The 25797-nt window shown below is 43.2% G+C and carries 25 protein-coding genes and 1 riboswitch; of the genes, 4 read left to right on the top strand and 21 right to left on the bottom strand.

The window, feature by feature from the left end; translation table 11 throughout:
* Positions 1-392: 392 nt before the first annotated feature.
* The 7 genes from BBEV_RS04205 to BBEV_RS04175 all read right to left on the bottom strand — a co-directional run bounded on the left by BBEV_RS04205 (position 393) and on the right by BBEV_RS04175 (position 12011).
* Positions 393-1238 carry a hypothetical protein gene (locus BBEV_RS04205; RefSeq protein ID WP_069364325.1) on the bottom strand — a complete coding sequence of 282 codons (846 nt, stop codon included), beginning with the start codon at positions 1236-1238 and terminating at the stop codon, positions 393-395.
* 286 nt (positions 1239-1524) lie between these two features.
* Positions 1525-2715, bottom strand: a complete 1191-nt coding sequence (locus BBEV_RS04200) for a DUF3800 domain-containing protein (protein WP_069364324.1) — start codon at positions 2713-2715, stop codon at positions 1525-1527.
* Positions 2716-2732: 17 nt separating this feature from the next.
* A complete protein-coding gene (locus BBEV_RS04195) occupies positions 2733-5828 on the bottom strand; it encodes a type I restriction endonuclease subunit R (protein ID WP_069364323.1) in 3096 nt (1031 codons plus the stop codon).
* Positions 5812-7104, bottom strand: a complete 1293-nt coding sequence (locus BBEV_RS04190) for a restriction endonuclease subunit S (protein ID WP_069364322.1) — start codon at positions 7102-7104, stop codon at positions 5812-5814. The genes BBEV_RS04195 and BBEV_RS04190 overlap by 17 nt, the downstream gene beginning before the upstream one ends.
* The gene (locus BBEV_RS04185; protein WP_069364321.1) at positions 7094-8620 is read right to left on the bottom strand and encodes a class I SAM-dependent DNA methyltransferase; all 1527 of its coding nucleotides are present in this window, start codon (positions 8618-8620) and stop codon (positions 7094-7096) included. Before BBEV_RS04185 ends, BBEV_RS04190 begins: the two co-directional genes overlap by 11 nt.
* Before the next feature lie 575 nt (positions 8621-9195).
* Positions 9196-9729, bottom strand: a complete 534-nt coding sequence (locus BBEV_RS04180) for a TIR domain-containing protein (protein WP_069364320.1) — start codon at positions 9727-9729, stop codon at positions 9196-9198.
* Between the two features lie 278 nt (positions 9730-10007).
* Positions 10008-12011, bottom strand: a complete 2004-nt coding sequence (locus BBEV_RS04175) for a TIR domain-containing protein (RefSeq protein ID WP_069364319.1) — start codon at positions 12009-12011, stop codon at positions 10008-10010.
* A gap of 536 nt (positions 12012-12547) precedes the next feature.
* Between BBEV_RS04175 and BBEV_RS04170 the strand changes: the two genes are divergently transcribed.
* From BBEV_RS04170 to BBEV_RS04165, 3 genes are all read left to right on the top strand, one after another.
* Positions 12548-13189 carry a DUF6088 family protein gene (locus tag BBEV_RS04170; RefSeq protein ID WP_069364318.1) on the top strand — a complete coding sequence of 214 codons (642 nt, stop codon included), beginning with the start codon at positions 12548-12550 and terminating at the stop codon, positions 13187-13189.
* A 223-nt stretch (positions 13190-13412) separates the two neighbouring features.
* Positions 13413-13565, top strand: a complete 153-nt coding sequence (locus tag BBEV_RS17570) for a hypothetical protein (protein WP_198155062.1) — start codon at positions 13413-13415, stop codon at positions 13563-13565.
* A gap of 171 nt (positions 13566-13736) precedes the next feature.
* Positions 13737-14000 carry a hypothetical protein gene (locus tag BBEV_RS04165; RefSeq protein ID WP_069364317.1) on the top strand — a complete coding sequence of 88 codons (264 nt, stop codon included), beginning with the start codon at positions 13737-13739 and terminating at the stop codon, positions 13998-14000.
* 239 nt (positions 14001-14239) lie between these two features.
* On the opposite strand, the gene BBEV_RS04160 is transcribed toward BBEV_RS04165, so the two are convergent.
* From BBEV_RS04160 to BBEV_RS04150, 3 genes are all read right to left on the bottom strand, one after another.
* Positions 14240-15490, bottom strand: coding sequence for a methyl-accepting chemotaxis protein (locus BBEV_RS04160; protein ID WP_069364316.1), 1251 nt, complete (start codon positions 15488-15490; stop codon positions 14240-14242).
* Between the two features lie 372 nt (positions 15491-15862).
* Positions 15863-17269, bottom strand: a complete 1407-nt coding sequence (rlmD, locus tag BBEV_RS04155) for a 23S rRNA (uracil(1939)-C(5))-methyltransferase RlmD (protein ID WP_069364315.1) — start codon at positions 17267-17269, stop codon at positions 15863-15865.
* Positions 17266-18036, bottom strand: a complete 771-nt coding sequence (locus BBEV_RS04150) for an exodeoxyribonuclease III (RefSeq protein ID WP_069364314.1) — start codon at positions 18034-18036, stop codon at positions 17266-17268. Before BBEV_RS04150 ends, rlmD begins: the two co-directional genes overlap by 4 nt.
* A gap of 190 nt (positions 18037-18226) precedes the next feature.
* Between BBEV_RS04150 and BBEV_RS04145 the strand changes: the two genes are divergently transcribed.
* Positions 18227-18814 carry a hypothetical protein gene (locus BBEV_RS04145; protein WP_069364313.1) on the top strand — a complete coding sequence of 196 codons (588 nt, stop codon included), beginning with the start codon at positions 18227-18229 and terminating at the stop codon, positions 18812-18814.
* Positions 18815-19040: 226 nt separating this feature from the next.
* Here the strand turns inward: BBEV_RS04145 and thiE are convergent, their stop codons facing one another.
* The 11 genes from thiE to BBEV_RS04095 all read right to left on the bottom strand — a co-directional run bounded on the left by thiE (position 19041) and on the right by BBEV_RS04095 (position 25797).
* Complete coding sequence (thiE, locus tag BBEV_RS04140; RefSeq protein WP_069366586.1) at positions 19041-19676, bottom strand: thiamine phosphate synthase; 636 nt, start codon at positions 19674-19676, stop codon at positions 19041-19043.
* A 14-nt stretch (positions 19677-19690) separates the two neighbouring features.
* Positions 19691-20521, bottom strand: coding sequence for a bifunctional hydroxymethylpyrimidine kinase/phosphomethylpyrimidine kinase (gene thiD / locus BBEV_RS04135; protein ID WP_069364312.1), 831 nt, complete (start codon positions 20519-20521; stop codon positions 19691-19693).
* A gap of 2 nt (positions 20522-20523) precedes the next feature.
* Positions 20524-21333, bottom strand: coding sequence for a hydroxyethylthiazole kinase (gene thiM, locus BBEV_RS04130; RefSeq protein WP_069364311.1), 810 nt, complete (start codon positions 21331-21333; stop codon positions 20524-20526).
* 190 nt (positions 21334-21523) lie between these two features.
* Positions 21524-21626, bottom strand: a riboswitch (TPP riboswitch).
* A 58-nt stretch (positions 21627-21684) separates the two neighbouring features.
* Positions 21685-22194: a TlpA family protein disulfide reductase gene (locus BBEV_RS04125; RefSeq protein ID WP_069364310.1), complete on the bottom strand. Its 510-nt coding sequence runs from the start codon at positions 22192-22194 to the stop codon at positions 21685-21687.
* Positions 22195-22208: 14 nt separating this feature from the next.
* A complete protein-coding gene (locus tag BBEV_RS17085; protein WP_084007211.1) occupies positions 22209-22346 on the bottom strand; it encodes a CcmD family protein in 138 nt (45 codons plus the stop codon).
* Positions 22347-22383: 37 nt separating this feature from the next.
* Positions 22384-23103, bottom strand: coding sequence for a cytochrome c biogenesis protein (locus BBEV_RS04120; RefSeq protein WP_198155061.1), 720 nt, complete (start codon positions 23101-23103; stop codon positions 22384-22386).
* A gap of 2 nt (positions 23104-23105) precedes the next feature.
* A complete protein-coding gene (locus BBEV_RS04115; RefSeq protein WP_069364309.1) occupies positions 23106-23789 on the bottom strand; it encodes a heme exporter protein CcmB in 684 nt (227 codons plus the stop codon).
* Positions 23786-24493, bottom strand: a complete 708-nt coding sequence (gene ccmA / locus BBEV_RS04110) for a heme ABC exporter ATP-binding protein CcmA (RefSeq protein ID WP_069364308.1) — start codon at positions 24491-24493, stop codon at positions 23786-23788. The genes BBEV_RS04115 and ccmA overlap by 4 nt, the downstream gene beginning before the upstream one ends.
* A 2-nt stretch (positions 24494-24495) precedes the next feature.
* Positions 24496-24903 carry a hypothetical protein gene (locus tag BBEV_RS04105; protein ID WP_069364307.1) on the bottom strand — a complete coding sequence of 136 codons (408 nt, stop codon included), beginning with the start codon at positions 24901-24903 and terminating at the stop codon, positions 24496-24498.
* Positions 24900-25253 carry a hypothetical protein gene (locus BBEV_RS04100; protein ID WP_069364306.1) on the bottom strand — a complete coding sequence of 118 codons (354 nt, stop codon included), beginning with the start codon at positions 25251-25253 and terminating at the stop codon, positions 24900-24902. Before BBEV_RS04100 ends, BBEV_RS04105 begins: the two co-directional genes overlap by 4 nt.
* Positions 25254-25302: 49 nt before the next feature.
* Complete coding sequence (locus BBEV_RS04095) at positions 25303-25797, bottom strand: cytochrome c-type biogenesis protein CcmH (RefSeq protein WP_069364305.1); 495 nt, start codon at positions 25795-25797, stop codon at positions 25303-25305.

The raw sequence follows: 25797 nt of genomic DNA, 5'->3' as shown, positions 1-25797 counted from the left end.
TTATTTTTATGACTATTTTCACACTAGGAATTCATCACAGAATATTTACATGTTTTCCATTCTTTATAAACAAATTTTATCATAAATGTTAAATGATTGATAAAGAAACATTTGATTCAATTTGTAGTATAAATGTACAGCAGTAAACTTATCAGTAGTTCCCAAACATAATGGTTTTTACCCTGCGTTCCCGGAACACTTAACTAGGTTCACCTTTCAAATTGAACGAGTTAAGTTGGACTGTTTCCAATCAAAAAGATTAATATACCAAGTTATTAAAACGATTCAATAGTGAACTCTAGTTAGAAAAACTCGGATCTGCCCCCCGATCCAGGTAACGCTTTACTGAACCGGGGGTCTGGCACTTTCCTAATACTGCATCGGGGACATAATTATTTTGATAATAGCTTTTCTTTTTCCTTTTCAAATTGCTCTTTTGAAATAATACCCTCTTTTGTTAAATCATTTAATTTTCTCAATTCATCAGCAACCGAGGTTATTGATTCAATTTCATTCTTGTCTGATTGTCCAAAGTATTCACTATTCGTTTTTTGTTCTTCTTTATCTGCTTTGTTTATCATCACTTCTAAAATACCTTTCCATTTTTCGGCTTTTTCATACATAAATTTATAGTTTTGGTCATCTTTATAAACATAATTATCGGATTCGAAAAATTTTACTTTTTTGATTGGAGACAACTCATCGTTCACAAGAATTTGTAATTCTAAAATCCTCACCTTATTATTTTGTGTCTTTTCAGATGATAACCCACCAATTACAGCACCAGCCCCTCCAGCTAACATACCACCTACCAGTGCCGAACCAATTTGACCTACTCGTGAAACACTAGTAACGGTAGTTCCATCTTCTACTATATCCACTTTTAATATTTTTTTATAATTAATTTTCTTTACTGCTAACTTATTGATAATTCCAACACTATTTTTATCATCACTTAACGCAATTCCTATAGTTTTGTTGTAATTATATGATGGATTAAATTTCGTGAATCCTTTAGATGCCAATGCATCTTTTTGTTTATCAATAAATTCAATATTTTTTATATTTTCTTTTTTTGCCGCATCAAATAAAAATGGTAATGTAATCACTATACCAACTATTCCAGTCAGAAAAAGATTTATTGCATTTGGGCTTTCAAACAGAAAAAACCAAAAACTAAGTAATATAAGTATACTCGACAGAAGAAGTACAAGTAATAAAATACCTTTAAATATCATAAATAATCCCACCTAATGTAATAATAGGGAATAACCCTTAGTATCTTGAACTTTACCAAGCTAAATTGTGCGTATTGTTACCAAGTGTTATTAACCAAATTATCAATGGTATTCTTGATGTTCTCAATCGATAGTTGCTCATTGTTCCAAACTTTCATAAAATCTACATCAGAAGAATCTGGAAGTTGTTCATTCGCAACCTCCCTTACTTTTAAGAAACTCGGACCAGACCCCAACGTGTTGGTACTTTAATGCACCGGCGTCTGGCACTTAACTGCATTAAAAATCAATCAAATACAAATACTACTGACTGATCAGATAATGTTTTTAAGCTTTCATCTTCATCAATTAAAGTTACATCATATTTTAAATATTGGAGATCTAGACCGTCCAATACATATTCAGATAATTTGTCTTTGTTATTTTTCTCTTGAGAATCATGATTTAAATCTCTATTAATAGAAGCAACAAATAAGTCAGATATTTGTAATGATCTGAATTGATGTGAGGGCATCGATACAAATTCTTTTATCCTGACTTGATCCTCGTAGTAAATTTTAAATTGATCACGTAGCTTTTGTTTCAATTCCTCAAGTGTAAATGAACTGTCTCCTTCTTCATCCTTTGTGATATTTAATGATCTCGGCAATCTTAGTCTAGCTTTGTTTAATTCATGATCAATTCCCATTCGAATTAACTGATATTGCATCTTCAATAGTAATTCCGAAATATTGATCCGATCTAGTTTTTCTTTATTAACTGCAATAGCTTTTAAACTAATCATTTCTGAATTTCGGAAAACATGATTGAAAAAATCTTTATATAATGTCAAATGTTTTTCCCCATTGTTATTAAGATCTTGAAAATGAAATTCTTTTGGTAACTTCAGCCCTTCATTTTTCTTTTCTTGTTCCCACTCAATAATATTTCTCTCTAATCTCGCCATTCTCTTTGAATCTAAATACCAAATACCACCTACTATTACATATGGACCTTTTTTACCTGATTCATCTGAGTATATACTTATAGAATCTAAACTTGGTTGATCTATGATTTGAATTTCTTTCTGTTTTTCTTCTAAAGTTCTTCGCCCTTTTCTTATTTTTTCATCTGCTAAAAAAAGTCCATATTCATTTTGAATTTTGGCTCTTGATCTAGTTATTGACGTTAACCTTTCCAATTTGAAAAGATCGTCTAATCCTACTTTTTTAGCGTCTACCCCTTCATAAACCTCCCAAAATTTAACTTGCAATGCTACATCCGAATTTCTTGTTTCTGGATACCGATTTAAGATGTTTGCAACTTTCATTGTTAAATTTTTTTCTTCTCCTAATTGCACTGATCTCCATAATGCTTCTTTTTTCCTTTTTTGTTTTTGTTTTTTTTCTGTTTCCTTATTGTCATTTTGTTCTTTCAAGCTAAAATCCTTTATCTTATCATTTTTTGAAATTGCTTTTTCATCTTCATTCTTTTTCATTTTATCCCCCTTCAATATCAATGCTTGATTTCCCCCGCCATCAACTCTGCTTGTTCAATTACGGTCTCTACAGCCATCTTTTGTAGATCTGGCGGATACCCGTATTTCTTAAGCAATCTCCGAACAGTCACACGCATTTTCGCTCTTGCGGATTCGCGTTTGTTCCAGTCGATGCTCATATTCGCTTTGATCGCTTTCGTCAATTCGTGGGCGATGGCTTTTAAGGTTTCGTCCCCCATCACAGCTTCTGCGGTGTCGTGGCTGGCCAGCGCATCGTAAAATGCCACTTCTTCGGCAATCATGCCGGCATGGCGCTCGTCATCCATCGCCTCATTCATTTCTTTTGCCAGTTCAATGAGTTCTTCTATGACCTTCGACGTCTCAATCGCTCGTTTGTTGTACTTTTCAATCGCTTGTTCCAATAGTTCAGTAAATTTCCTGGCCTGGACAAGGTTTTTCCGCTGGACGTTTTTCACTCGTCCTTCAAGGAGCCGGTTTAACAGTTCCACAGCCAGATTCTTCTGCGGCAGCGCCTGCACTTCTTCCAGGAATTCATCGGACAGTATCGAGATATCCGGATTCTGAAGTCCTAGAGAACCATAAACATCCACGACTTCTTCGGAAATCACGGACTTTGAGATCAACTGATTGATCTGGGCATCGAGCTGATCCGGGGTGCGCTTTTCTCCGTCTGTTGGGATCAGCTTCACGATGGCGGACTTCACTGCCTTGAAAAAACCGATCTCCTCATTGATCTCTTGTGCATCGTTTTCCGTGGAACAGAGAGCAAAAGCTTTCGTCAGTTCCGTCACGGTATTTAAGAACAGCTTCTTCTTATCCCCTAACCCCATCACAAAATCAGCGGTTTCGACAATCTGACTCATCCGTTTGGAGTTCTTCTCATGATTGAAATCACTGTAATCATGCGCATACAACAGATCCTGCAGGATTTCATACTTCTCCATTAAGACATCCACTGCAAGGGAGGTATCCACACCTGCATTTTCACGGTCTTTCTCGGTATACTGCTTCAACGCTTCTTTCAAGCTGTCAGCGATACTGATGTAATCAACGATCAAACCGCCCGGCTTATCACGGAACACTCGATTCACCCGGGCAATGGCCTGCATCAGATTATGCCCTTTCATCGGCTTATCCACGTACATCGTGTGCATGGAAGGGACGTCAAAACCGGTGAGCCACATATCCCGGACGATGACCAGTTTCAATTCATCGTTCAGGTCCTTCATCCGTTTTGCCAGGTACTCCCTGCGTCGTTTGTTGCCGATGAACTGCTGCCAGTCGCTCGGGTCACTGGACGTGCCGGTCATGACAATCTTGATCTGTCCTTTGTCGTCATCATCACTGTGCCAGTCGGGACGGAGTTTCATGATCGCTTTGTACAAATCGATGGCAATCCGCCTCGACATGACCACGATCATCCCTTTACCGTACATGGCTTTCTGACGCTTTTCGAAATGATCCACCACGTCTTTTGCAAGCATCTCCACCCGCTGTTCCGCTCCGGCAAGGGCTTCAAGCCTCGACCATTTACTCTTCAGTTTCTCCCGTTCATCCATTTCCTGATGCTCGGTAATCTCATCGAGCTCTGTATCCAGGTCCAGATTCTCCGGAAGCCCAAGGGAAATCACCCGGCTTTCGTAAAAGATCTTCACCGTTGCCCCGTCTTCCACGGCCTGGGTCATGTCATACACGTCAATGTAATTCCCGAAGACCGCAGGGGTGTTCTTATCCGTCGATTCCACCGGTGTGCCTGTAAACCCGATGAACGAAGCGTGTGGCAATGCGTCACGCATGTATTTTGCAAAGCCGTATTTCGTTCCGCTGCCGTTTTCTTTTTGCTGCATATAGGCCTGAAACCCATACTGGGAGCGGTGGGCTTCATCCGCCATGACGATGACGTTCTTTCGTTCCGTAAGCGCCTTCATCTCTGTTTGTCCATCTTCAGGGACAAACTTCTGCATGGTGGTAAAGACAATCCCACCGGATTCAACCCGTAATAATTCTCGTAAATGATCCCGGTTCGTCGCTTGGGATGGCGACTGCCGTAACAGCTGTTCACTCTTACTGAATGTCTGATACAGCTGATCATCGAGATCGTTCCGGTCCGTTAATACAACCACCGTGGGATTGTTCATGGACAGGACCAGTTTCCCTGTAAAGAACACCATGGACAGGCTTTTCCCGGAGCCTTGCGTATGCCAGATAACACCGATCTTACGATCCCCGTCGGTTTGTGTTGCCCGCTGCGCCTGTTCCACGGCTTTATTGACGGCATGATACTGATGATAACCCGCCAAAATCTTTGCGACGTTCTCCCCATCGGTTTGAAACAGGATAAAGTGACGCAAAAGGTCCAGTAAACGGTCCGGCGTCATCATGCCACGGATCATCACTTCAAGTTGCGGCATCGTTGGCGGAGCTGTGGATTCCCCGTCGATGGTGCGCCACATCATGAAACGATCTTCATTGGCGGTCAATGAGCCGACGCGAGCGTTTAACCCGTCACTGGTGATCAAAAAGGCGTTAAACTGAAATAAGGACGGAATCGTTTCTTTGTAGGTTTGAAGTTGATGATAGCCTTTGGAGATACCGACATTTTCATTGACGGCACTCTTTAACTCCATGACAACGAGGGGGAGGCCATTTACAAAGCAAATGACGTCCGGTCGTTTATCATATTTGCCTTCCAGAACGGTAAACTGATTCAAGGCAAGGAACTCATTATTCGTGGGCGTTGTGAAGTCAAAGAGCCAGACTTTCTTCGTGGTGTTTTCGCCTTTTACCCGGATGGCCACGTCGATCCCATCTGTGACCATCTTTTGAAAGGCTTTGTTGTTCTGGATGAGGTTCGGATGTTGTTGGATGGTGATCTGTCTCGCGGCTTCGGTGATAGCTTCTCTTGGAACAGTTGGGTTGATGCGAAACAGGGCGTCTTTCAACCGTTCGGCAAGCACCACGTCCTGGTAGCTGGACCGTTCAGGACGTGAACCATCCGGGGCAAGTTCAGCCCCGTTCATGGTCGTAAACCCTACTTCCTCCAGCCATTCAAGAGTTGCCTGTTCCAGTTCTTCTTCACGAAACTGGTACATCGTTGTTCACCTCACGATCATCCGGGATCTCCACCTCACCTGAAAGAAGTTTGGGGAGGAGGGTGTCTCTTAGTTCAGTTAAATGGTATGATTCTTTATTAAGCATATTGATTTTATTTGCCATTGATTGAGTAACTTCTCCATATTTAATAAGCATATCAGTAGGGGGGACAGGCATTAAATAATTATCTAAAACTTTTGCTGAGACTCGTTGTCTCCCAGAACTTCCAGTCATATTCTTAACAGCGTAATTATAAAAGCCCTCTTGTTTTGCGAAGAAGAAGCTTATATGTTTAAATTCGTTTAATTTAGTCCTTATTGTAATGAACTCTGTAGAACCCCAAGCAACTTCACTATCTTTCAAGAAATCTACAAATCCTATCTTCCCATTTTCTAAACACGGCGTGATTCTAGCAAGCAATGTATCCCCTTTGATAAATTTAGATCCACTTCCATTAAATTCTCGATATCTCCAATACGGAATTGCAAATGATCCAACTAAATTTTTCATTTCAACAAATTTTGTTACGGAACCTTTTTTCAAGCTTGTTCTTGGTGCAAATTCAAAAATATCTTTAGCATATCCTGCATACCACCCCTCAGGAATCATCCCTAGCTCACTCTCAACCATCTTTCCGCCACTGGACTTGTAAGGTTCTCCGTTTTCGTTCGGGAATTCAAAGTCCACAAACCAGCGTTTGAACAGTGTTTGGGCCAATTCTTCGAGGTTGCTGATGATTTGGTTGTTTAGTAATATTCTTTGCTCAAGGTTCTCTAAAAAATCACAAATTTTCTTTTGGATTGAAAGTGGAGGGAGAAAAATAGTCAATTTTCTAAGTGAAACCATAGTCAGTGCACGTTGAGTTGATCCTATTGTTATTTTATCAATTTCATGTTTCCCTACAGATGAATTTATCCAATAATAAATAAATCTTGAATCTATCTCTGATTCAAATGAGTGAAGCCAAGTTAAATTACCATCCTTAAAATAAAAAGGGGAATTATCTTGAATTAAGTAAGGAATTCCTATTGTCCCTACAGAAGTTAATAGAATATCACCTTTGACAGGAACGCCTGATTTTTCCTTAATTTCATTGTATTTTTCATTCGATATATATAGAGTATCTAGAATTTCTTCGTTATTATGAAGTTTAATTATTTCTCTTGATCGGTAAAAAGGGACTCCTGATTTAACATAATCCTTTAAATATACTCTTTTACTTGAGCTCACTTTACATAAATCTCCAATATGCTTAAGTTTCCATTTAAATTTCATACCCAATCCCCCTCAACGACTGGCGGATTTCATCTTCCAGTTTCTTTGATTTTGCAAATTGCTCGGAAAGATCCGTTGTGATCCGCTCCATTTTATCTTCAAACGGCTCGGCATCTTCCTCTGCTTCTGCAAGACCTACATAGCGTCCTGGCGTGAGGATATATTCATGTTCACGGACTTCTTCAATCTTTGCTGCTTTACAGAATCCTGCCACATCTTCATAAGGTTCTTCTTTCGTTCCGCGCCATGTGTGGTAGGCGCTTGTGATTTGATCGATGTCTTCCTGAGCCAGTTCTTTATGCACACGATCTGCCATGAACCCAAGCTTTCGTCCATCGATAAAGAGGATTTCGTTTTTTCGTTCACGTTTCCCGTTCTTTTCTTTGTTTCGTGTGATGAACCAAAGTGACACCGGAATCTGTGTAGAATAAAACAGTTGTCCAGGAAGCGTCACGATGCATTCCACCAGATCCTCTTCCACCAGATTCTTTCGGATTTCAAGTTCACTGGTTGTACTCGTGGACATGGATCCATTCGCCAAAACGAATCCTGCGGTTCCGGTTGGCGCAAGCTTAGACACCATATGCTGAATCCAGGCATAGTTGGCATTTCCTTTTGGCGGTGTGCCATACTTCCAACGCAGATCTTCCGTCAGCTTCTCACCACCCCAGTCGCTGATGTTAAACGGTGGATTTGCCAGAATGAAGTCTACCTTCAGTCCCTGATGGAGGTCATTATGAAAAGAGTCGGCGTTGTACTCACCAATGTCGCCGTCAATACCCCGGATGGCCAAGTTCATTTTACACAGCTTCCATGTTGTCGGATTGGATTCCTGGCCATAGACAGACAGGTCCTCAATCGATCCCGAGCGTTCTTCCACAAACTTTTCACTCTGAACAAACATCCCGCCTGATCCGCAGCACGGGTCATATACGCGACCTTCATAAGGTTCAATCATTTCAACAAGGAGTTTAACAATGCTTTGTGGCGTATAGAATTCACCGCCACCTTTTCCTTCCGCGCTGGCAAACTTCGCCAGGAAATACTCATAGACTCTCCCAAGGACATCCTTGGACTGGCTTTCCTTATCGCCTACCTGAAAGGAGAACATATCAATCGTTTCACCCAGACGGGTTTTGTCCAGTTCCGGACGGGCGTAGTTTTTTGGTAACACGCCACGCAGGGAGTCATTCTCTTTTTCAATGGCAATCATCGCCTCATCAATGATCTGGCCGATTTCCGGTTTCTTCGCACTCTCTTTTATGTAGGTCCAGCGGGTTTCTTTCGGCACCCAGAAGATATTCTCTGCCAGGTACTCATCCTTATCTTCCTCATCTGCCAGCTCTTCTGCCTGCAGTTGTTTATGCTTTTCTTCGAATGCGTCGGACACGTACTTCAGGAATAAGAGCCCAAGGACGACGTGTTTATACTCAGATGCGTCCATGCTTCCGCGGAGTTTATCCGCCATTCCCCATAATTTTTCTTCAAAGCCAATATTCGCAGTTGTTTTCGCCATGTCAATTCCTCCGTTAGTCTTGTTCTATGTACAGGATAGTCAAAAAGGTGACAGTCACTGTCAGCGTTCGTATGTTCGGACCACTCATTTTTTATATCAACGTAAGTCCACATAGATTTCCATATATTATCTATCTTATCAGATCAGCTATTTCATTTCCCTAGTTTATCGAAATTAACTGAAAATTTATGAATTTCTTCATATTAATTTGTTCACCACGATGAAAACAGGTTTTTCTGGATTTGTTTTATAACCATATTGTCAGAAGAAAAGCCCTTCAGGGTTTCCTCCTGAAGAGCCGGCAATTAATTTATGGCGAATTCATTTGATGGTATGCCTTCGTTCATCTGATTACGGATAAGCTTGAGACTCGAGAATCATGCTTGATTTGATTCATCTTCCGGTAATCTTAGTCTCCTGACCCCCAGCACGTTAATGCTTTATTCGACCAAGAATCTATAACATTTTGAATTACTTTCATTCTAATAAATGGGATTATGTTAACTCATTAAATTATAATTTAATACCCAAATTCCTTGATAATCGTATCTAATGGCAAACCAATTTAAACAAAACTAACATGAACGATTATATTTGAACATCGAAGCTGAATTAGCTATTAAATCTGGCCTAGTACTTCTCGCTTGAAATGCATCCTCTATCCAGTTTTTTAAACTATCTTTGCGTTTGGGGTAAGTATACCACCTTGCATATCCTTCATTAGCATCATCACCTAATAAATTTTCTTTAAGTCTTTGAGGAGGTGTGGCTGTATTGTTCATAGATGGCAAAAGTATGCCAATCAAACCGTTAGGTGTAAAACTTCCACGTCTCAGACTAGTTTTTATTTCCCAGTCAACATAGCGTCGTGCCCAAGTACATTTACCAATAAGTACAATTGTGACTGTAGAATCTTTTAAATATTTTTTTCTTATTTGACTCATTACATATTCCGTATTATCACTATTAATAATATCATCACTCATAGTGCCAACTGCCCTATGCGTAAAAACATTTCGCTCATTACCAAATGTAGATAGAAAATTGTCAACTTCCTCTTGATCTTCATGATGATACGATACAAAGACCCTATGTCTGATATCTGTCATACTTTTCCTCCTTGAAAATACTTATTTAATGTTTAAACACTCTTTTAATCTCTTTTAATCCGTAATATAAATATAGTTATTACTTGTTAGCTTGGTAAATAGGAAAGATGAAACTAATACAAATACTTCTCTTAATGCCCTAATTTAACTCATTCTTCTTTTATCATTTTGTCTTGGTAATTCGATACATAATGAAATTTTTAAAGGAATTTCATCTATAATTTACAATATCTAAATTCATAAATAAGAGTTAATCAAACCATTACGTAAAAAACCTTCTATTTCTTTGCTATATTTGCCAAACCTTTTAGAACAAGAGAAATCATTTCTGGTACATGAAACGTGTTAAATAAAATTAAATTTTCATCTATAGAAAGACCATTGTTTAGACTTTCAATTCCTTTCTCTTTAAAGAATTTTAAAAGTGTGTCGTAATCAATAGTGTCATCAACAGCAGGGTCTGAATTATATTCATTTACCATATCAAGGTAGTCTTTATCTTGCTTTTGAAATTCTTCAGTCAATTCAAAAGTTTTTTCACCCTGTAATACATTAATAATAGCTTTTGTGCATCCTCCAAACCCTCCTAAAAGGAATAGAGGTTTCTCCTCTCGAAGAGCCATATACGCCTCCTCTAATAAACCCGGGTATTTACCTTTGTAATTCTTTATAACCCCTCCTATTATAATTCTTACATTAAGATTTTCATTCATCTCTTCTCGCATTTTTGTTAAGCTCTTTGCCCATATCACTCTGTTTTCTGTAGAATCCGGTTTAAGAAAGGTATTTTCATCTAATCCAGAAACTTGAGGTGGTTCTACCGTTTTAAAATTTACAATTTTATTCAATTCTGCTCTTATTTCAGTGGTCAACTTTAAATATATGGGCCAAGCTTGATAGTTAAAAATTTTATGGGATGATTGAGTCTCTTCAGGAAAATAACTTCGTACTAAATTATATAATTTTTCAGTAAATCCACCCTCTCTTAGATCTCCTCCATAAAGTATTCTTCCACCATGTACTAAAAGGTATCTTGAGAATTCAACTAAGGCATCCTCTAAATGTGTTCCGCTCATACCATAATCTAATAGATCAGGAGAATCTGAGATAGACAAACCTATTTTTAAATCATGAAGAATGTCGAGTGGTTCCTCATATTCTGCTTCCTCTGCATAGCGAAGTATAGGTAACATGGTAGGTGTTAAAAATCGAAATTTTGGTTTTATTGAATGCAACAGTTGAAGTTCTTCATATCCTATTGGGGGGTCTGGATATAACACAGTTAATATGTCTTTATCGCCTTCATCTTTTAATATGTTAACAAAGCTCATTAATTCAGGGTGATGAGATATTGTATGCACTCTATCTGAGACCTCATATATATCTGTTAAACTCTCTAAGTGTTTTTTTGTATATAAGTGACGAAGTATTTCCATAAGTGTATTATCAATTATGTCTGCGATCACTTCTTCTGAACCGTCCCACCGAATAGTTGGCACATTTCCCATGTAAGGGAAGCTTCGGCTTTCTCCTATAGATACTATGTTAATAACAACTATGGGTATATTAGATAGTTTTGCCTGTATTACTTCCCTTCTGCACCAATCACGAGAAGAGTAGGTGTCTGTATGTATAATTAGGAGAGCTGTTTCGCTCAGTTCTATACTTTGATTAATTTCACTTGAAAAGGAATGGCCAGCAGCAATATCATTTGCATCAAAAAAAGTTTTTAAAGAAGTCTGATCATATATATATTTCTTAATTGATTTAGCTAATTTCTCTCCATCTTTTTTTGCATGACTTAAAAATAAAGAAACTGGGGAAGTACTAAGACCATCTTCTTTAGATATTCTCGGTTGATTCAATAACAATCTACTAATTTCGTGCGTGGCAGATCCGACAAATTTTTTAATATAGTTTTCTTCTGGAATGTCATGTAAGCGAATAAAATTAATGTGATTAATATATTCAATGTTAAAGGCATTTTCAGAAAGTGAAACTGGATATATACGATGTTTATTCTCATCTGTATTTTCAATTTGCTTCCATAACTCTTCTAAGAAACTGTTCCATTCTGGATCCACCACCATCTCATCTTCCACTAGAGCAAAAACTACTGTGTGAATGGCATTATTTAAATCAATTTTGTTTTTGATCTCATTTTTATAAAAAACTGGTATTCCAGGTCGACGATAAATAGTATCACTTTGAATTTCCCTGCCAAAATTGGCATGTATTTGTTCTGCATATCTTTTTCCTTTTTCGAATTTCGGATGCCACATTACGTAGATTGTTAAACTAGGGTGAAATTCTGTTATTTTATCAATGAGAATAACCTCCTTCAAAAGTGAGAGTGACAAAATGATTGGTGAAATACAATTTAAGATAGGGGTAAAACAAGTTTTATAAAAATCCAATAAGTTCTAAATATTATAGACAATTGTAACACATTAAAACAAGAATACTTTGCCAACCAAAAGTTAAAGGTTATTTACCCGTTCACAAAAGTACACCTTTCTGAACAGATTAAATTTTCATCAAATGTTGTTCTATAATCAGGATAGTGACTCAGGTGACAGATAGTGTCAGGGTTCTTATATTAGGATCACCCATTCTCTATATTGATGTAAGTCTACTTTTATTTCCATATATTATCTATCTTATCAGATCAGTTACTTCATTTCCTTAGTTTCTTATAATTAACTGAAAAATCGCAATTGAATTTTCAACCTCGCCCAATTAAAGTTCAAATCATTTGTAACATTATCAAAAAACAATAATCAAAATGAGTTACGTTATGGTAAGGAGGTGAACCCAAATGAAGTTATATCGCTATTTGCTGGAGAAGTATGGCTATGATGAACCTATATTTACCGATCAGGTAAAAGAAGACTTAGAAATGAACCCGAATACAGTGCGTCAGTATTTCAAGCGTTTAGCCGATGAAGGGAAGATTGAAAAAGTACAAAACGGTCTCTATTTTATCCCGAAGAAACAACCGCTCTTTGGTTCACCAGTATTGAACGTGGATCGCATCATTCAACGGAAGTTTCTAAAGAATCAAAATAAGGTCACCGGTTACATTACGGGAACCAACTTTACAAATCAGCTCGGTTTAACGTCACAAACGGCAGCGGTTACTACCGTCGTGACCAACAACACTTCTTCCATCAAACGGGAAGTGACTTTCTACAAGAATAAAGTGATTATAAAAAAACCTCGCGTACTGATCACAAATGAAAATTATCGGCTTTTGCAAGTATTGGATCTGCTGAATGACTATGATCGTTTCAGTGAAAAATCACTTGAAGAGGGACTTTCCTCGATCAAACGCTATTTGAATGGGATTACCATTGGGGAAGAGGAACTAAAAAGTTATATGCATGCTTATCCAGTTAAAACAAAACTGAAGGTCTATGAATCGGGGTTATATGATGCGATTACACGAAGAGGAGTTTAATAGTATGATTTTCTCAAAATCGGACCCGAAAAACTCGGACCTGATCCCCAATATGATGACGCTTTACTGCACCGGGGGGTTGGGCACTCACACTTTCGATGTCCTTTTTATATAAAACACCATATATAGTATCTATCATTACAATTAAAACAACATGTATTGCTTCAAACTTAATTATGTATTATAATTTAACTATTATGGATGTGAAAGGAGGTAGTTATTTGTGGCTAAAAATACTGGCAATGGACGGAAAGGTTCCATTAAAGATCGATCTCAATTTGAAACACCAAATGGTAATTGGACGAAAAGAGATACAGATACCGGAAAATTCATCGACAAAAAAGATACCCCCTACAAAGGAGTCAGAAAAGAATAAATTTCACACATATATCAGACCTGACCCCCAATGCGGTGATGCTTCAATGCGACGGGGGTCAGGTACTTTTATTTGTTTTTATACAAAAAATCAAGGGGGAATGTGTTTTATGTTAAATTAGACCATAGCTAGGGTATCTGATAAGAGGATCATAGCAAGGAGGCGAAATAATTGGGTGCGATTGAACAAACAGCATTTTTCGGTATCATTCTGATTCTTCTGTTCTTTTCTGTACTGATGATACTGAATTGGACTAAGAGCAGGGAGAATAAGAAAAGGAAAGCAACTGATTCTGTTTTCATCGCAATTGGTGTCAGCTTAGTAATCCTAACAGGGGTTAACCAACAGTTATTTATGTTAGTCATACTCGGACTGTTCCTGTTTGTGTTCCTTTTGAAATATCAAGTAAACAAAGTTTCGACTAAACATTCATAATATCAGTGTATGAGACCTCTTCCAGGTCTCTTTTTACATGCACTTTTACGCAACATTTCAACTGTTATCAGACTCGAATAATTGCAGGCTGATAGAAGCATTTGATTACCGCGTTCTCCAGAAAATCGGAACAGCCCCCAGCTCTAATTCAGCTGGGGGCTGGCACTTTCCTTTGCTGCTCACACAGAGGAACTGTCAGAATAATTTTGTTCACCGAAAACAAACCTGTTTACTTCTCTTCAGCGATTCATTTCATGTGTTTTTTCTTTCAACAGATTGATCGTGTTACGCATCTCCTCCACTTGCTTGTACTGCGTATTGATCGCTTCGTTTGAATCTTCAAGCTGATATGCTGTTTTTTCTGCATTTTTTGTTTCCTGATTGATCGCCGATGTGATTTCGTTACTCGACACGGTCAACGACTGCATGTCTTCATTGACCGATTCAACTTCTGCTGCATTTTTCAACAGCTCTGTTGTAATTGCATCAAAGCGCTCACTCATTATTCCTATTTTTGATGCACCGGCTTCAATGGCTTGTGTCTGCTCATTGGTGTTCCTTGTTGATACGTTTACCTGCTTTAAAATACTCTCGACTGTTCCTTTAATCGTTTGTGTAGCATCACCGGATCGTTCAGCGAGTTTGCGGACTTCATCCGCGACAACAGCAAAACCTTGACCGTGTTCGCCCGCCCGAGCAGCTTCGATTGATGCATTGAGTGCCAGTAAATTGGTTTGTTCTGAAATGTCACTGATTAACTGTACAATTTCACGGATGCGTTCAACTTCACCGGAAAATTCGTTCATAAGCTCTCGCGTTTCCTCGGACTTTTCCGTAAGACCTTCAATGACTTCGAAGACCTCCTCCACTTCAGCTTTTCCTGTAATGGCATCTTTCTCAAGATGATGAAAGGCAGCCGTCACTTCTTTCAACTTTTCAGACAGTCTTAAAATATGCTGTTCCATCGACTCCGTTACGCTTAAGGTTTCTTCGAACGTCGCAAGCTGACTGTTGGACGATTCAGAGACACCCGTTGACATATCCGAAATGATATCGGATCTCTCAATCAGCTTGTTTACTTGTTCAGTGAGTGAGAGCGTACTTTGATCCACTGCTTCGATTTGCCGGTATACCGTTTGTTCCTGTTCGACGGTTTTGTCAAAGAGCTGATTCAGCCTCCAGGCGACATCGGCAATTTCATCATTTCCTTTGAAATTCAATCGGACTTCACGATCTCCATTTTCGAAATCATCAACCTTCGTGATAATTTTCTTTAACGGTTTCGTGACAAAATGTCTCAGAATATACAAGAGTAATACGACCGTCACAATGATATTCATGCTGGCATTTAACCAGACCCCAATGATGCCGAGATCAATTCCCGTCATCTCTAAACCGGAAATAATCAAATTGGCAATGATTGTATTCACCAGCATCACCAAAATGATTGATGCAATAAATCGAAACGTTAATCTCTTCATAAAATCCATGTACTACATTCTCCTCTTTCAGCCATGATTTCATGGCACATAATCATCTTTGTTTTTAAAATTATCGATTTTTTCATTTCCATGAACAGCATTCATCATACATGAATCAATGATCAAATTCACTTCAATGAGAGGTGTCAACAAAAAAACGTCAAACTTCACCTTTAATTTAACAAAAAAAGATCAGATATTTTTCATCTGTTACCATTTGACATGTCGTATGCCCCTGTATCCATTCTTATATGAGACCAACGCCTATTTTTACGCATAGAAAAACCCCCAACAAAGCCGTGTAGAAATTGATTCTTTCTACTGTCCACTTTGTTGGGGGCATATCATGAGCCATTTCAATCTATTCAATTCATGATCCGGTCAAACGGAATTCGCTGACTTATGCAGCACGGCCACCAGTTCCACGTGAAAGGTATGCGGGAACATGTCCACCGGCTGGACTTCCTGAAGCTCATAGCCAAACGGGATCAGCTCCTGCACGTCCACAGCAAAGGTCTCCGGGTTACACGAGACATACACGATCCGCTCCGGTTTAGCGCGGCCGATGCGGCGCATGACTTTCCCGCCTGCCCCGGAGCGCGGCGGATCGAGCATTAACAGCTCCGGATGGCCGAACTCTTCCAGCATCTGATCGATCCCGGTCCGGGCATCCTTTGCCAGGAACGTCGTGTTCGTAAGCCCGTTGTCCGAGGCGTTTCGTTTGGCGGATTCAATGGAACTCTCCACGATCTCAATCCCTGCCAGTGCCTTCACCCGCTGTGCAAACGGCAGCGAGAAGGTCCCCACTCCGCAGAACAGGTCGATCATCGTCTCATCCGGCTGAGGGTTGCCCAGCTTCAAGGCCTGTTCCACAAGGACTTCCGCCTGCTTCGGATTCGTCTGAAAAAAGGTATCATACCAGAGGCGGAACTTGTAGCCCGCCAGTTCATCATGAATGAAATCCCGCCCCGAGAGGATATGCGACTTCTCCGACTGTGCCCGGTCCGCCCAGTCGGTGTTCTCAAACCACATGAAGCTCTTGACGAGCGGCGCGTCTTTGGCAATCCGCGCTTTTAAGTCCTCCACGGCCGTGTGCAGGTCACCATCAGGGGCTGCAGTGGCGAAGAGGCCCAGCATGATTTCGTTCGTCGCAAAGGATTGCCGGACCATCAGATGTCGGAGGAGCCCGGTGTGTTCATCCTTATCATAGCCAGGCAGATTGTATTCCTTCGCCCAGGCCGAAACGATCATCGCCGCTTGTACCATCGGCTCTCCGGCAATGAGACAGGTCTCTAGGGGAATGATGCCCCGGAAGTTTCCCTGTTCATGTAGACCCATCTCGCCTTCGATGGAGAAGGTGAACTCCATTTTATTGCGGTAATGCCACGGTTCCGCCATACCGATCGCAGGCTTCACCAGATTCGGATTCAGCCCTGACTGCGTCAGACCCTCTTTGACGTTCTGTGTTTTATAATTCAGCTGGGCCGTGTAGTCCCAGTGTTGCCACACACAGCCGCCGCATTTTTTAAAATGGGGACAAGGGGGTTCAACCCGCTCACTGCTTTCTTCCAGAATCGCCTGGGGCATTGTCCACCAGCGCTTTCTGTCCGGTCGGTCCACGGTGACTTTCACCATCTCTCCCGGCAGGGTCTGGGGAATGTTCAGGCGCAGTTTTTTCTTGTTGCCCTGATCGTTTTCCCGCCAGTAAACGGCCCGGCCCGATCCTCTGTGATCCATCCCGTTAATCGTCACTTCATACGTTTCAGGTTCAATCCATTCGTTCTTCATCTCTTCTTCCTCCAATCCAGTTCAACCGATACCGGGCAGTGATCACTGCCCAGCACCTCGCTATGTATCGCTGCCTCGCTCACGTGTTCCTTCAGCCTCTCTGAGACGAGGAAATAATCAATTCTCCAGCCGATATTCCGCTCTCTGACCGTTTTCATGTAGGACCACCACGTATAGGCGCCTTCACGATCCCGATAGAGAAAACGGTACGTATCCACGAGAAAGCCGTCCAGAAGCTGAGACATATAGCCCCGTTCTTCCGGCGTAAACCCCGAGTTCTTTTTATTCGTTTTGGAATTCTTCAGATCAATCTCCTGATGGGCTACATTCATGTCCCCACAGACGATCACCGGTTTTTGCCGGTCCAGCGCTTTGAGATACGCATGAAATTCTTCTTCCCACGAAAGCCGCTCATCCAGCCTTGCCAGATCCCGCTGGGAGTTGGGCGTATAGACATTCACGAAGAAACAGTCCGCAAATTCCAGCGTCATCAGCCGTCCTTCTGTTCGTTGACGCGCATTGCCGACATCGTTATATGATACAGACACAGGCTCTCTTTTCGTAAAGACCGCAGTGCCTGAATAGCCCTTTTTCTCGGCGTAGTTCCAGTATTGTTCATACCCTTCCAGGTCCAGGTCCACCTGACCTTCCTGAAGTTTGATTTCCTGCACGGCAAAGAGATCTGCCTCCATCCCGTGAAAAAAATCCAGAAACCCTTTTTTGATGCAGGCCCGTAGGCCATTGACGTTCCAAGACACATATTTCATCGCTTCATCCTCCGTTCCAACAGTCAATTATAATCGAAGATCAGGAAAACAGCTACCCATTATGAACAAGCAGATTCAGGTATCCCTTAACCGACTGAATAATTCTTGAATCGGTGTTAAAAGAAATGCATATGATTTCATTTCAAAGTTATGTATAATGTTCAACAATATAAACATTGGAGGAATCAGCATGAAAAAGTTCATAATCTCTAGTATTTTTATTGGTTCAAGCATCCTTATTTTGGGGTGTAATAATAATAACGACGAAGTAGAAAATATGGAAGCAGAGAACAACGACAACACCCAAAACGAAACAGAAAATATGAATGAGAACGGTAATAATCCGGAAATCGAGGCAAACGAGGAAGAGAACGAAGGATTTTCCTTCGACATCATTGCAGACGTCGACAAGGATGAACCAACTGTCACCGACACTCTCAACCTCCTCGAAAATCTCTTGTATCCAGGAGGGCAAAGCTACATCGAAGCCGGTGAGGAAGGCATCGAACACATCCGCTCCTTCCCGCTGTTAAGTGACCGGTTTGACTATATTGAACCCTTGATCGAGCTGACCCAACACGCGAGAGAACATTACGAAATCGAGAACTTCGAACTCCAATACTACAATGAAGTCAGCGAAAACTATTTCGACGTGGTCATTGAAGCGCCCCTCTACGAAGACGGGGAATTCAAATACGACCTCGAGATCCAGGCTGCCATCCTCAATGCAGAAGGCACAAGAGTCATCGAATTCCAGGACGTCCGCTTCGACAGATAGATTCTTAAGAAATTCATTCATTTTGATGGTTTTACTTCGAAACATTCAACCATTCATTCACTTGGAAAATTTCCTTTAGAAGTCACCCGAAGGTACGCGTAGGCCGTGACTCCCGGAGGATGAAGCGCAGTCCTCGGGAAAGCATCGGCCTAAAGCGTACCGAAGGTACAATGAAAAACAGCCACTCCCTATAAAACATGGGGTGGCTGTTCTCTTCGATCCAAACCTATTTCCGATGTTTTTGAACCGCCTCTTTAAACCGCGCAACAGTCCCTTTAGGATCCTCCGAAGCCGCAATCGCCGAAATCATCGACACCCCATCAGCACCCGCTGCAATCACTTCAGGTGTATTCCCTTCCGTAATCCCGCCAATCGCAACAATCGGCGCCGTGATCCCGGCTTCCCGGTAATACCGGATGCCAGCAGGACCGATCACGTCTTTCGCATCATCCTTCGAACCCGTCGGGTAAACCGGACCGATCCCGAGATAATCCGCCCCCGCTTCCAAAGCCTGATTTGCTTCTGTCAGACTGTGCACCGAGACCCCTAACAGGCACCCATCCGGAAGAAGACTGCGCACATCACCGGCTGCCATATCCTCTTGTCCGACATGGACCCCGTCCGCCTGAAGACGAACCGCCAGATCAACATCGTCATTAATGAAAAACGGGACATCGTTCTTCCTGCAGAGCTCTTTCACCTGAATCGCGAGAGTTTCCCTCGCTTCACCAGTCAAAGCACCGTCACCTTTTTCCCTGAACTGAAAGCAGGTAATGCCGCCTGCAATGGCCGCCCTCACACTTGTCACGAGATCCGTTTCTTTCACATTCACAGATCCGGCAATGTAGTAGACCTGAAGCATATTCCTGACGTCGATCACTCCACATCCACCTCCAGGGAGACAGAGTCGTCCTGATGAAGCCGGTGCGCCGAGTGATCCACCGGGCCAGGTCCGGACCCCGGCTGGAATCCGTGCTGAATGGCAATGTGAATGTAGCGTTTTGCCTCAGCCACCGCATCAAAGAGGGGCAGCCCGAATGCGAGATAGGCGGCAATCGCTGAAGCATACGTGCAGCCGGTGCCGTGGGTGTTGTTCGTGACCACTTTCGGCACGGTCAATGTATGAATCTCTTCCCCGTCAAAAAACAGGTCCTGGATCTTATCGCTATGATCCTGATGACCGCCTTTTAACAGGATCGCTTTCGCGCCTTTGGCATGGAGGGCATAGATCGCTTCACGACGTGCCTCATCTGTCTTTAAATCCATGCCCGTCAACACTTCCGCTTCAGGGATGTTCGGTGTGATGAGAGACGCTTTCGGGATCAGCTCATTCGCCATGGCATCAATCGCGGAATCCTCCAGCAGTTTCGCGCCTGACGTGGAGACCATCACCGGATCGATGATGAGCCATGGCCAGTTGTAGTGATCCGCCAATTCCGCGACCACGCGGATCCGATCGGCATCAAACAGCATGCCCGTCTTCACGGCAAGAAGGTCAAAATCATCCGCCACCACCTGGACCTGTTTTCGAACTTCCTCCACAGGGACGGGAAATACACTGTGAACCCCGGTGCTGTTTTGTGCAGTCAACGCCGTGATGGCGCTGGTGCCGAACACACCCAGTTCCTGAAACGTTTTCAAATCCGCCTGGATACCGGCACCGCCACCGCTGTCCGACCCGGCAATCGTCATGACACACTTGACCATGATCAATCCCCCTCTTCTTTTGTCTGAAGTTTGACGCGTTGTTGAAGGTCCTCATCGGTAATCAGGTATAATTGATCGAGAAAGTGCACCTGGAAGCTTCCTGGAGCAGGTTCAGACAGAGATGCCGCCTGCTCTGCCGCCGCACCGTAGAAGGCCACCGCACAAGCGGATGCTTCCAATACGTCGTGATGTTTGCAGACATATGCCCCGACCACTGCCGTTAACAGGCAGCCTGTACCGGTCACTTTCGATTGAAGCATGTGTCCGTTACTGCAGGTGATCACTTTTTTCCCGTCTGTAATCACATCGGTCTCACCGGTCATGACTACGGTGGTTTGAAAATGCTCCGCTACGGCTTTTGCAGCCAGTTCCGGTTTTTCCAGTTCCGCATCACTGTCCACACCGCGGACCACGACGGGAAGTCCGGCTAACCGGGCAATTTCACCGCTGTTCCCACGGATCGCAGCGACCTTCACCCGGGAGAGAATCCGTTCACACGTCTCCGTTCGAAATGCGGTTGCACCAACACCTACCGGATCGAAAATCACCGGTGTCCCTGCTTCGTTTGCGGCCTGACCGGCAAGCACCATGGCACTGATCTGCGGCTCGGTCAAGGTGCCGATATTGATGACGAGCGCGTCAGCCTGGGCCGCCATTTCCTGCACTTCCTCTTTTGCATTGGCCATCACCGGCTGAGCACCGATGGCGTATAAACCATTGGCGGAAAAATTGGTCACCACATCGTTTGTCATGTTGTGCACCAGTGGGGGCTGTTCCTGAATTTTTTTCCGGATGTCGGTCATGAGTTGCATCGTTACATTCCTCCTAAGTGTGATTAGATTCACGGTTCACAATACAGAAAACTTGGCTTATCGCCAAGTCAATGGCGAAAGCCTTAGTTGCACTTATACTTCATTCCTTAAACAAATATAAACTTTTCTATGAAGTATAAAAAACACCTCATCAGCTGTCAGCCTGATCAGGTGTATCCATCTTTTGCAAGTATGCATTCACCCACATTTCCTACGCTGGTCTCACCCAGATCAGGTTCAAAGGGACCGGCAACGCCGTCTCAGCTCTGTATCGAGCACCCCTAGTGGTTATGATGAGTTATGATGTTCCAATAAACCATTTACCCTTACAAAGAACATTATAAACCACAATCAACGATTTGTTTTCATGACCAGCATATCCCGGGACACACCGCCGACGATGTGTTCCGTAATGATACCTTCTTCGTTAATGATAATCGTCTCCGGCTGCCCGGCGATACCGTATTCTTTCGAGACATCCGTATTGAAATCAAATACATAGTTCAGTGCATCATAGCCAGTATCATCGATGAAACGGTCGACGGCTCTTCTCGTCTCCGATTTGACAATCGTTAACACAAGGACGTCATCCCCGTACTCTTCCTGGAAGGCAATCACTTCAGGCGTCTGCTTACGGCAAGGGGAGCACCATGTACTGAAAAACGTCATCACGATCGGTCTTTCCCCCACATGTTCCTCAATATCGACCAGTTGACCGTCCCGGTCCTCCAAGGCAAATGCTACCGCTTCATCCCCGACGTCCGCAGCATTGCCGTCCATATTCAATCCGACGACAAAGAGTATCAGCATGCCGACGACCACCGATCCGGACAACAGTTGTATGACTGATGATTTTGTCATCGTAATCCCCCCGTTCACACCTGATCTCGACGGTTCAGTTCGTTTAAAAACCTGATTTCTTTCATCGCCTGGTTCTGACGTTTGCCGATCGTCCACACATACCCTCCTATTAACAGCCAGATTATCGAATACGCACCGAGTAAATAGATCATCGTTTTATCCTCCTTTTTTATTCAAAACCCTATCCCGTCAGCTGATCATCTGCTCTTGCTTTTTGGCTTTGATTCTTGAAACCATAAGCCTCAGTTTCTCCACTTGAAGCCCCCGCTGCAGCAGGACAAAAAACAGACACGTAAATGTAAACACAGAGAAAATCAGCGTGATGAGCATCGCTGTTTCCAGTCCGCCGCCGCCTTCACCGACAACAACGGGATGAAGGTTCGATTCCCACCAGCGAATCGACATGTACACAATGGGTACATTGATGAAGCTGATGATCCCGAAGACAGAAGCAAGTCTAGCTTTTCGCTGCCACTCCATTTCGAGATTTCGGATCATGATGTAGCCGATATACATAAAGAGCAAAATCAGCGTCGTCGTAAGCCGTGGTTCCCATGTCCACCAGGTATTCCATGCGGACCTGGCCCAGATGGGTCCCGTCGTCAGCACAATCGCCGTGAACATCACACCGATTTCCGCACTGACGCCGGCCATCAGTTCATACACCCGCTTTTTCGTGACGAGAAAAAGGATGCTGAACACGGCGACAATGAAAAAGGCAAAAAAGGCGTTCCAGGCAGACGCGACATGAAAATAAAAGATCTTCTGCACAACCCCCATATTCCGTTCAATGGGCGTCCAGATAAACACCATATATATGGCGATCAACAGCATCACCGCCGTAAACAGGAAAAACCATCTCTGAAATGAAGTCGGCGACATGCGCCCCAAGTCTTCCATTCCTTTCATCCCTACACCTCCAACACATAGTCAAATAACAGAAACCCTGCAAAAAAGAAAATCACATTATACACCGTCATAAGCTGCAGCCAGCTCATGATGGCTGCTGGCCCTTCAGAAAACAGCAGTGACGTAGCCTGAACCGCGGCGATCAACACCGGCATCACCAGCGGAAACAGCAGGACCGGCAACAGCATTTCACTGGACTTTGAATGACTGCTTAAAGCGGCGAGAAGTGTACCTGCGGCAATGAAGCCGAACGTGCCCAGAAACACGATCAGGATGAACCACCCCGACGTTGCAAGCGTCAGCTCCGAATAATCAAATAATAAAAACAACACCGGAATCGAAAACCCCTGGACGATCAGAACGAAACACAGATTCGCAAGAAACTTCCCGAGAAAGATCCCTGACGGGTCCACCGGTGCCGTCATCATCCCGTGAAGCTGATCGTTCTGCTTTTCCGAGAGAAAGGAGCGGTTTAAGCCGAGGATCCCCGAGAAGATCGTGATCACCCAGATCATCCCCGGGATCAGCACCCGGACCGCTTCACTGGTGGGATCAAAGGCAAAACTGAAGGTGACAATCACCAGTCCGGCAAAAATCAGCATCGTCGTGACCATCTGTTTGGATTTCAGTTCGGTCATCAAATCTTTTTGAAACACGGCCAGAGCCGGTCTGAACAAAGTATTCATGCAAGCACCACCTGCTGCTTGTCATACAACTCTTTCACCTCTGTCAGGCTCGTGGCAGCTGATACGGAAGCATCTTCCGTCACGCGGCCGTTTCTGAAGACAACGACCCGGTCACACACATTCATCATCTGATCAAATTCATGGGTGACCATCACAACTGTCGTCCCGTTTCTCTTCACGTCTTGTACCATGGCCGAAAACCAGGCCTTGGACTGCTGATCGAGCCCGGTATGGGGCTCATCGAGTAAAAGGAGCTCCGGTTCATGCAGGATCGCCCTGGCAATCGCTGTCCGCTGGACCATTCCCCGTGAGAACGACCGGACGGGTTCATGCTTGAAATACGTCAGATTGATGCGCTCGATCAGTTCATCAATTCGTTTTTGCGGGTGCTTCATGCCATAGAGTTTTGCATAGTACATGAGATTTTCGTACGGAGAGAACTGATCATACAGGAAACTCTGATGCCCGAGGTAACCGAGATCTTTCTGTTGCAGGTAGCTGTCCTGTTTTCTCTTTTTTCCGTTGATGCTGATGGTACCCGAGGTCGGACGGATCAACCCTGCCACCAGCTTCAGCCACGTGCTTTTCCCGGCGCCGTTCGGACCGAGGACGGCAACAGATTCCCCTCTCCCAATCGTCAGGGACACATCCTTTACGATCAGTTTTTCACCCATAGCTTTCGTCAGGTTGCCTGTTTCGATCATGATCAGTTCCCCCCTTCTGCATCATCGATCAGTGCATGAAGCTTTCGTTCCGTTTCATACAAGTGTTTCCGGTAGGCAGCTTCCTCCTCCAGGAAATCGCCCTCCGTCAATTCTCCTTGATCCCTGGCTTCTTCGAGATCGATCAGTTTGTTCATAATGACTTTTTTCCGGGCCATCAGTTTTTGGAACGCTTTTTCCGTTTCATCACTGTGCCACGCATCATCGAGCTTGGCGGCCTTTTTCTTGCCCATCTGATAAAACACGATCCCCGCTATCGGGATCATAAGGATCAATAGCGTAAATAAATGCGGATTGATGGCCGTGAACATTGAATCGTACCACCAGTTCATATGGCCTTCAGGGTGAAGAGTTGCACCGGGATTCGTGACATCAGCAGTCAGCAGGATCATGGCCGTTCCCTGGCCTTTCTCATCTCTTCGAGTTCACGTTCGATCTGTGCTTCAAAATCGTCGTCCGATTCCACCTGTCGTTTTGCGTTTGCCTGTTCCTGGCTTCGCAGCTCTTCAATTGCCAGCGCCTCGTATTTCTGTTTCATATGTTGGTAGTCCTGCGCTGAGAGTTTACCCATTTCATACTCCATATCCAGCTCATTGATCGTGGCATAGATCCCTGTCAACGTCACATCGTCCAAATCATCTTCGATCGCCTCGGTGTCCCATGTCCGACGCTTATCGAAAAACGGCCGTATCACAAGAAACAGCACTGCGATCAATAATACAGTCACGATAATGATCTCCATCTTCATCACATCCCTTACTAATCTGAATCGCACCGGAGGATTTCCTGTACTAGAAATGCTTTCGCTTCTCTTCTTCAATAATGGAACGGAGAATATCATCCTCTGCCCGCTTCTCCGCATCCTGATCGATTTTGACGTCAGCCGGCTCATTTTCTCCGTTCTTCTTCTGCGCGTTCACATTGTTTCGAAGCCTCACGTAAAATGCATAGCTCCCGGCACCCAATACTACAAAAGGCAAAACCCAGGCGGTTAAACTGAACCCCCTGCGGTCCGGAGAACGAAAGCCTTCTTCCCCGAACATCGCTTTGTACTCGCCGAGAATTTCATCTTTGTCGTAACCTTCGTTCAGCATGTCGGCAATTTCATTGTAGTAGTTGTACTTCGTTGAGCACGTTGCCAGATCGTGTTCACTGTGTCCTTCCATGGACAGATGACCGGCAATCTCGGCCACTTTCTCATGATTCATGTCGTACGTTTCTGCCAAAACCTGATTTGCTCCGACTGTCAGCAGCATCACCAGTACCAGCACGATTCGTTTGATCAT

It is taken from the genome of Salisediminibacterium beveridgei (genome assembly GCF_001721685.1).
GTDB classification, from domain to species: Bacteria; Bacillota; Bacilli; order Bacillales; family Salisediminibacteriaceae; genus Salisediminibacterium; species Salisediminibacterium beveridgei.
Note: the sequence above shows the minus strand (reverse complement) of the source record. Positions and strands in the feature narration are given on the sequence as shown.

Excerpts from the sequence above, each read along its gene's own strand:
- BBEV_RS04205 (WP_069364325.1), bottom strand. The coding sequence starts at position 1,238 with ATGATATTTAAAGGTATTTTATTACTTGTACTTCTTCTGTCGAGTATA.
- BBEV_RS17085 (WP_084007211.1), bottom strand. The coding sequence starts at position 22,346 with ATGATCTATTTACTCGGTGCGTATTCGATAATCTGGCTGTTAATAGGA.
- BBEV_RS04150 (WP_069364314.1), bottom strand. The coding sequence starts at position 18,036 with ATGAAATATGTGTCTTGGAACGTCAATGGCCTACGGGCCTGCATCAAA.
- thiE (WP_069366586.1), bottom strand. The coding sequence starts at position 19,676 with ATGCTTCAGGTCTACTACATTGCCGGATCTGTGAATGTGAAAGAAACG.
- BBEV_RS04170 (WP_069364318.1), top strand. The coding sequence starts at position 12,548 with ATGAAGTTATATCGCTATTTGCTGGAGAAGTATGGCTATGATGAACCT.
- BBEV_RS04160 (WP_069364316.1), bottom strand. The coding sequence starts at position 15,490 with ATGGATTTTATGAAGAGATTAACGTTTCGATTTATTGCATCAATCATT.
- BBEV_RS04100 (WP_069364306.1), bottom strand. The coding sequence starts at position 25,253 with ATGGAGATCATTATCGTGACTGTATTATTGATCGCAGTGCTGTTTCTT.
- BBEV_RS04115 (WP_069364309.1), bottom strand. The coding sequence starts at position 23,789 with ATGAATACTTTGTTCAGACCGGCTCTGGCCGTGTTTCAAAAAGATTTG.
- BBEV_RS04105 (WP_069364307.1), bottom strand. The coding sequence starts at position 24,903 with ATGATCCTGCTGACTGCTGATGTCACGAATCCCGGTGCAACTCTTCAC.
- BBEV_RS04185 (WP_069364321.1), bottom strand. The coding sequence starts at position 8,620 with ATGGCGAAAACAACTGCGAATATTGGCTTTGAAGAAAAATTATGGGGA.
- BBEV_RS04195 (WP_069364323.1), bottom strand. The coding sequence starts at position 5,828 with ATGTACCAGTTTCGTGAAGAAGAACTGGAACAGGCAACTCTTGAATGG.
- BBEV_RS04095 (WP_069364305.1), bottom strand. The coding sequence starts at position 25,797 with ATGATCAAACGAATCGTGCTGGTACTGGTGATGCTGCTGACAGTCGGA.
- ccmA (WP_069364308.1), bottom strand. The coding sequence starts at position 24,493 with ATGATCGAAACAGGCAACCTGACGAAAGCTATGGGTGAAAAACTGATC.
- thiM (WP_069364311.1), bottom strand. The coding sequence starts at position 21,333 with ATGCAACTCATGACCGACATCCGGAAAAAAATTCAGGAACAGCCCCCA.
- BBEV_RS04125 (WP_069364310.1), bottom strand. The coding sequence starts at position 22,194 with ATGACAAAATCATCAGTCATACAACTGTTGTCCGGATCGGTGGTCGTC.
- rlmD (WP_069364315.1), bottom strand. The coding sequence starts at position 17,269 with ATGAAGAACGAATGGATTGAACCTGAAACGTATGAAGTGACGATTAAC.
- BBEV_RS04120 (WP_198155061.1), bottom strand. The coding sequence starts at position 23,103 with ATGAAAGGAATGGAAGACTTGGGGCGCATGTCGCCGACTTCATTTCAG.
- BBEV_RS04145 (WP_069364313.1), top strand. The coding sequence starts at position 18,227 with ATGAAAAAGTTCATAATCTCTAGTATTTTTATTGGTTCAAGCATCCTT.
- BBEV_RS04175 (WP_069364319.1), bottom strand. The coding sequence starts at position 12,011 with ATGTGGCATCCGAAATTCGAAAAAGGAAAAAGATATGCAGAACAAATA.
- thiD (WP_069364312.1), bottom strand. The coding sequence starts at position 20,521 with ATGGTCAAGTGTGTCATGACGATTGCCGGGTCGGACAGCGGTGGCGGT.
- BBEV_RS04200 (WP_069364324.1), bottom strand. The coding sequence starts at position 2,715 with ATGAAAAAGAATGAAGATGAAAAAGCAATTTCAAAAAATGATAAGATA.
- BBEV_RS04190 (WP_069364322.1), bottom strand. The coding sequence starts at position 7,104 with ATGAAATTTAAATGGAAACTTAAGCATATTGGAGATTTATGTAAAGTG.
- BBEV_RS04180 (WP_069364320.1), bottom strand. The coding sequence starts at position 9,729 with ATGACAGATATCAGACATAGGGTCTTTGTATCGTATCATCATGAAGAT.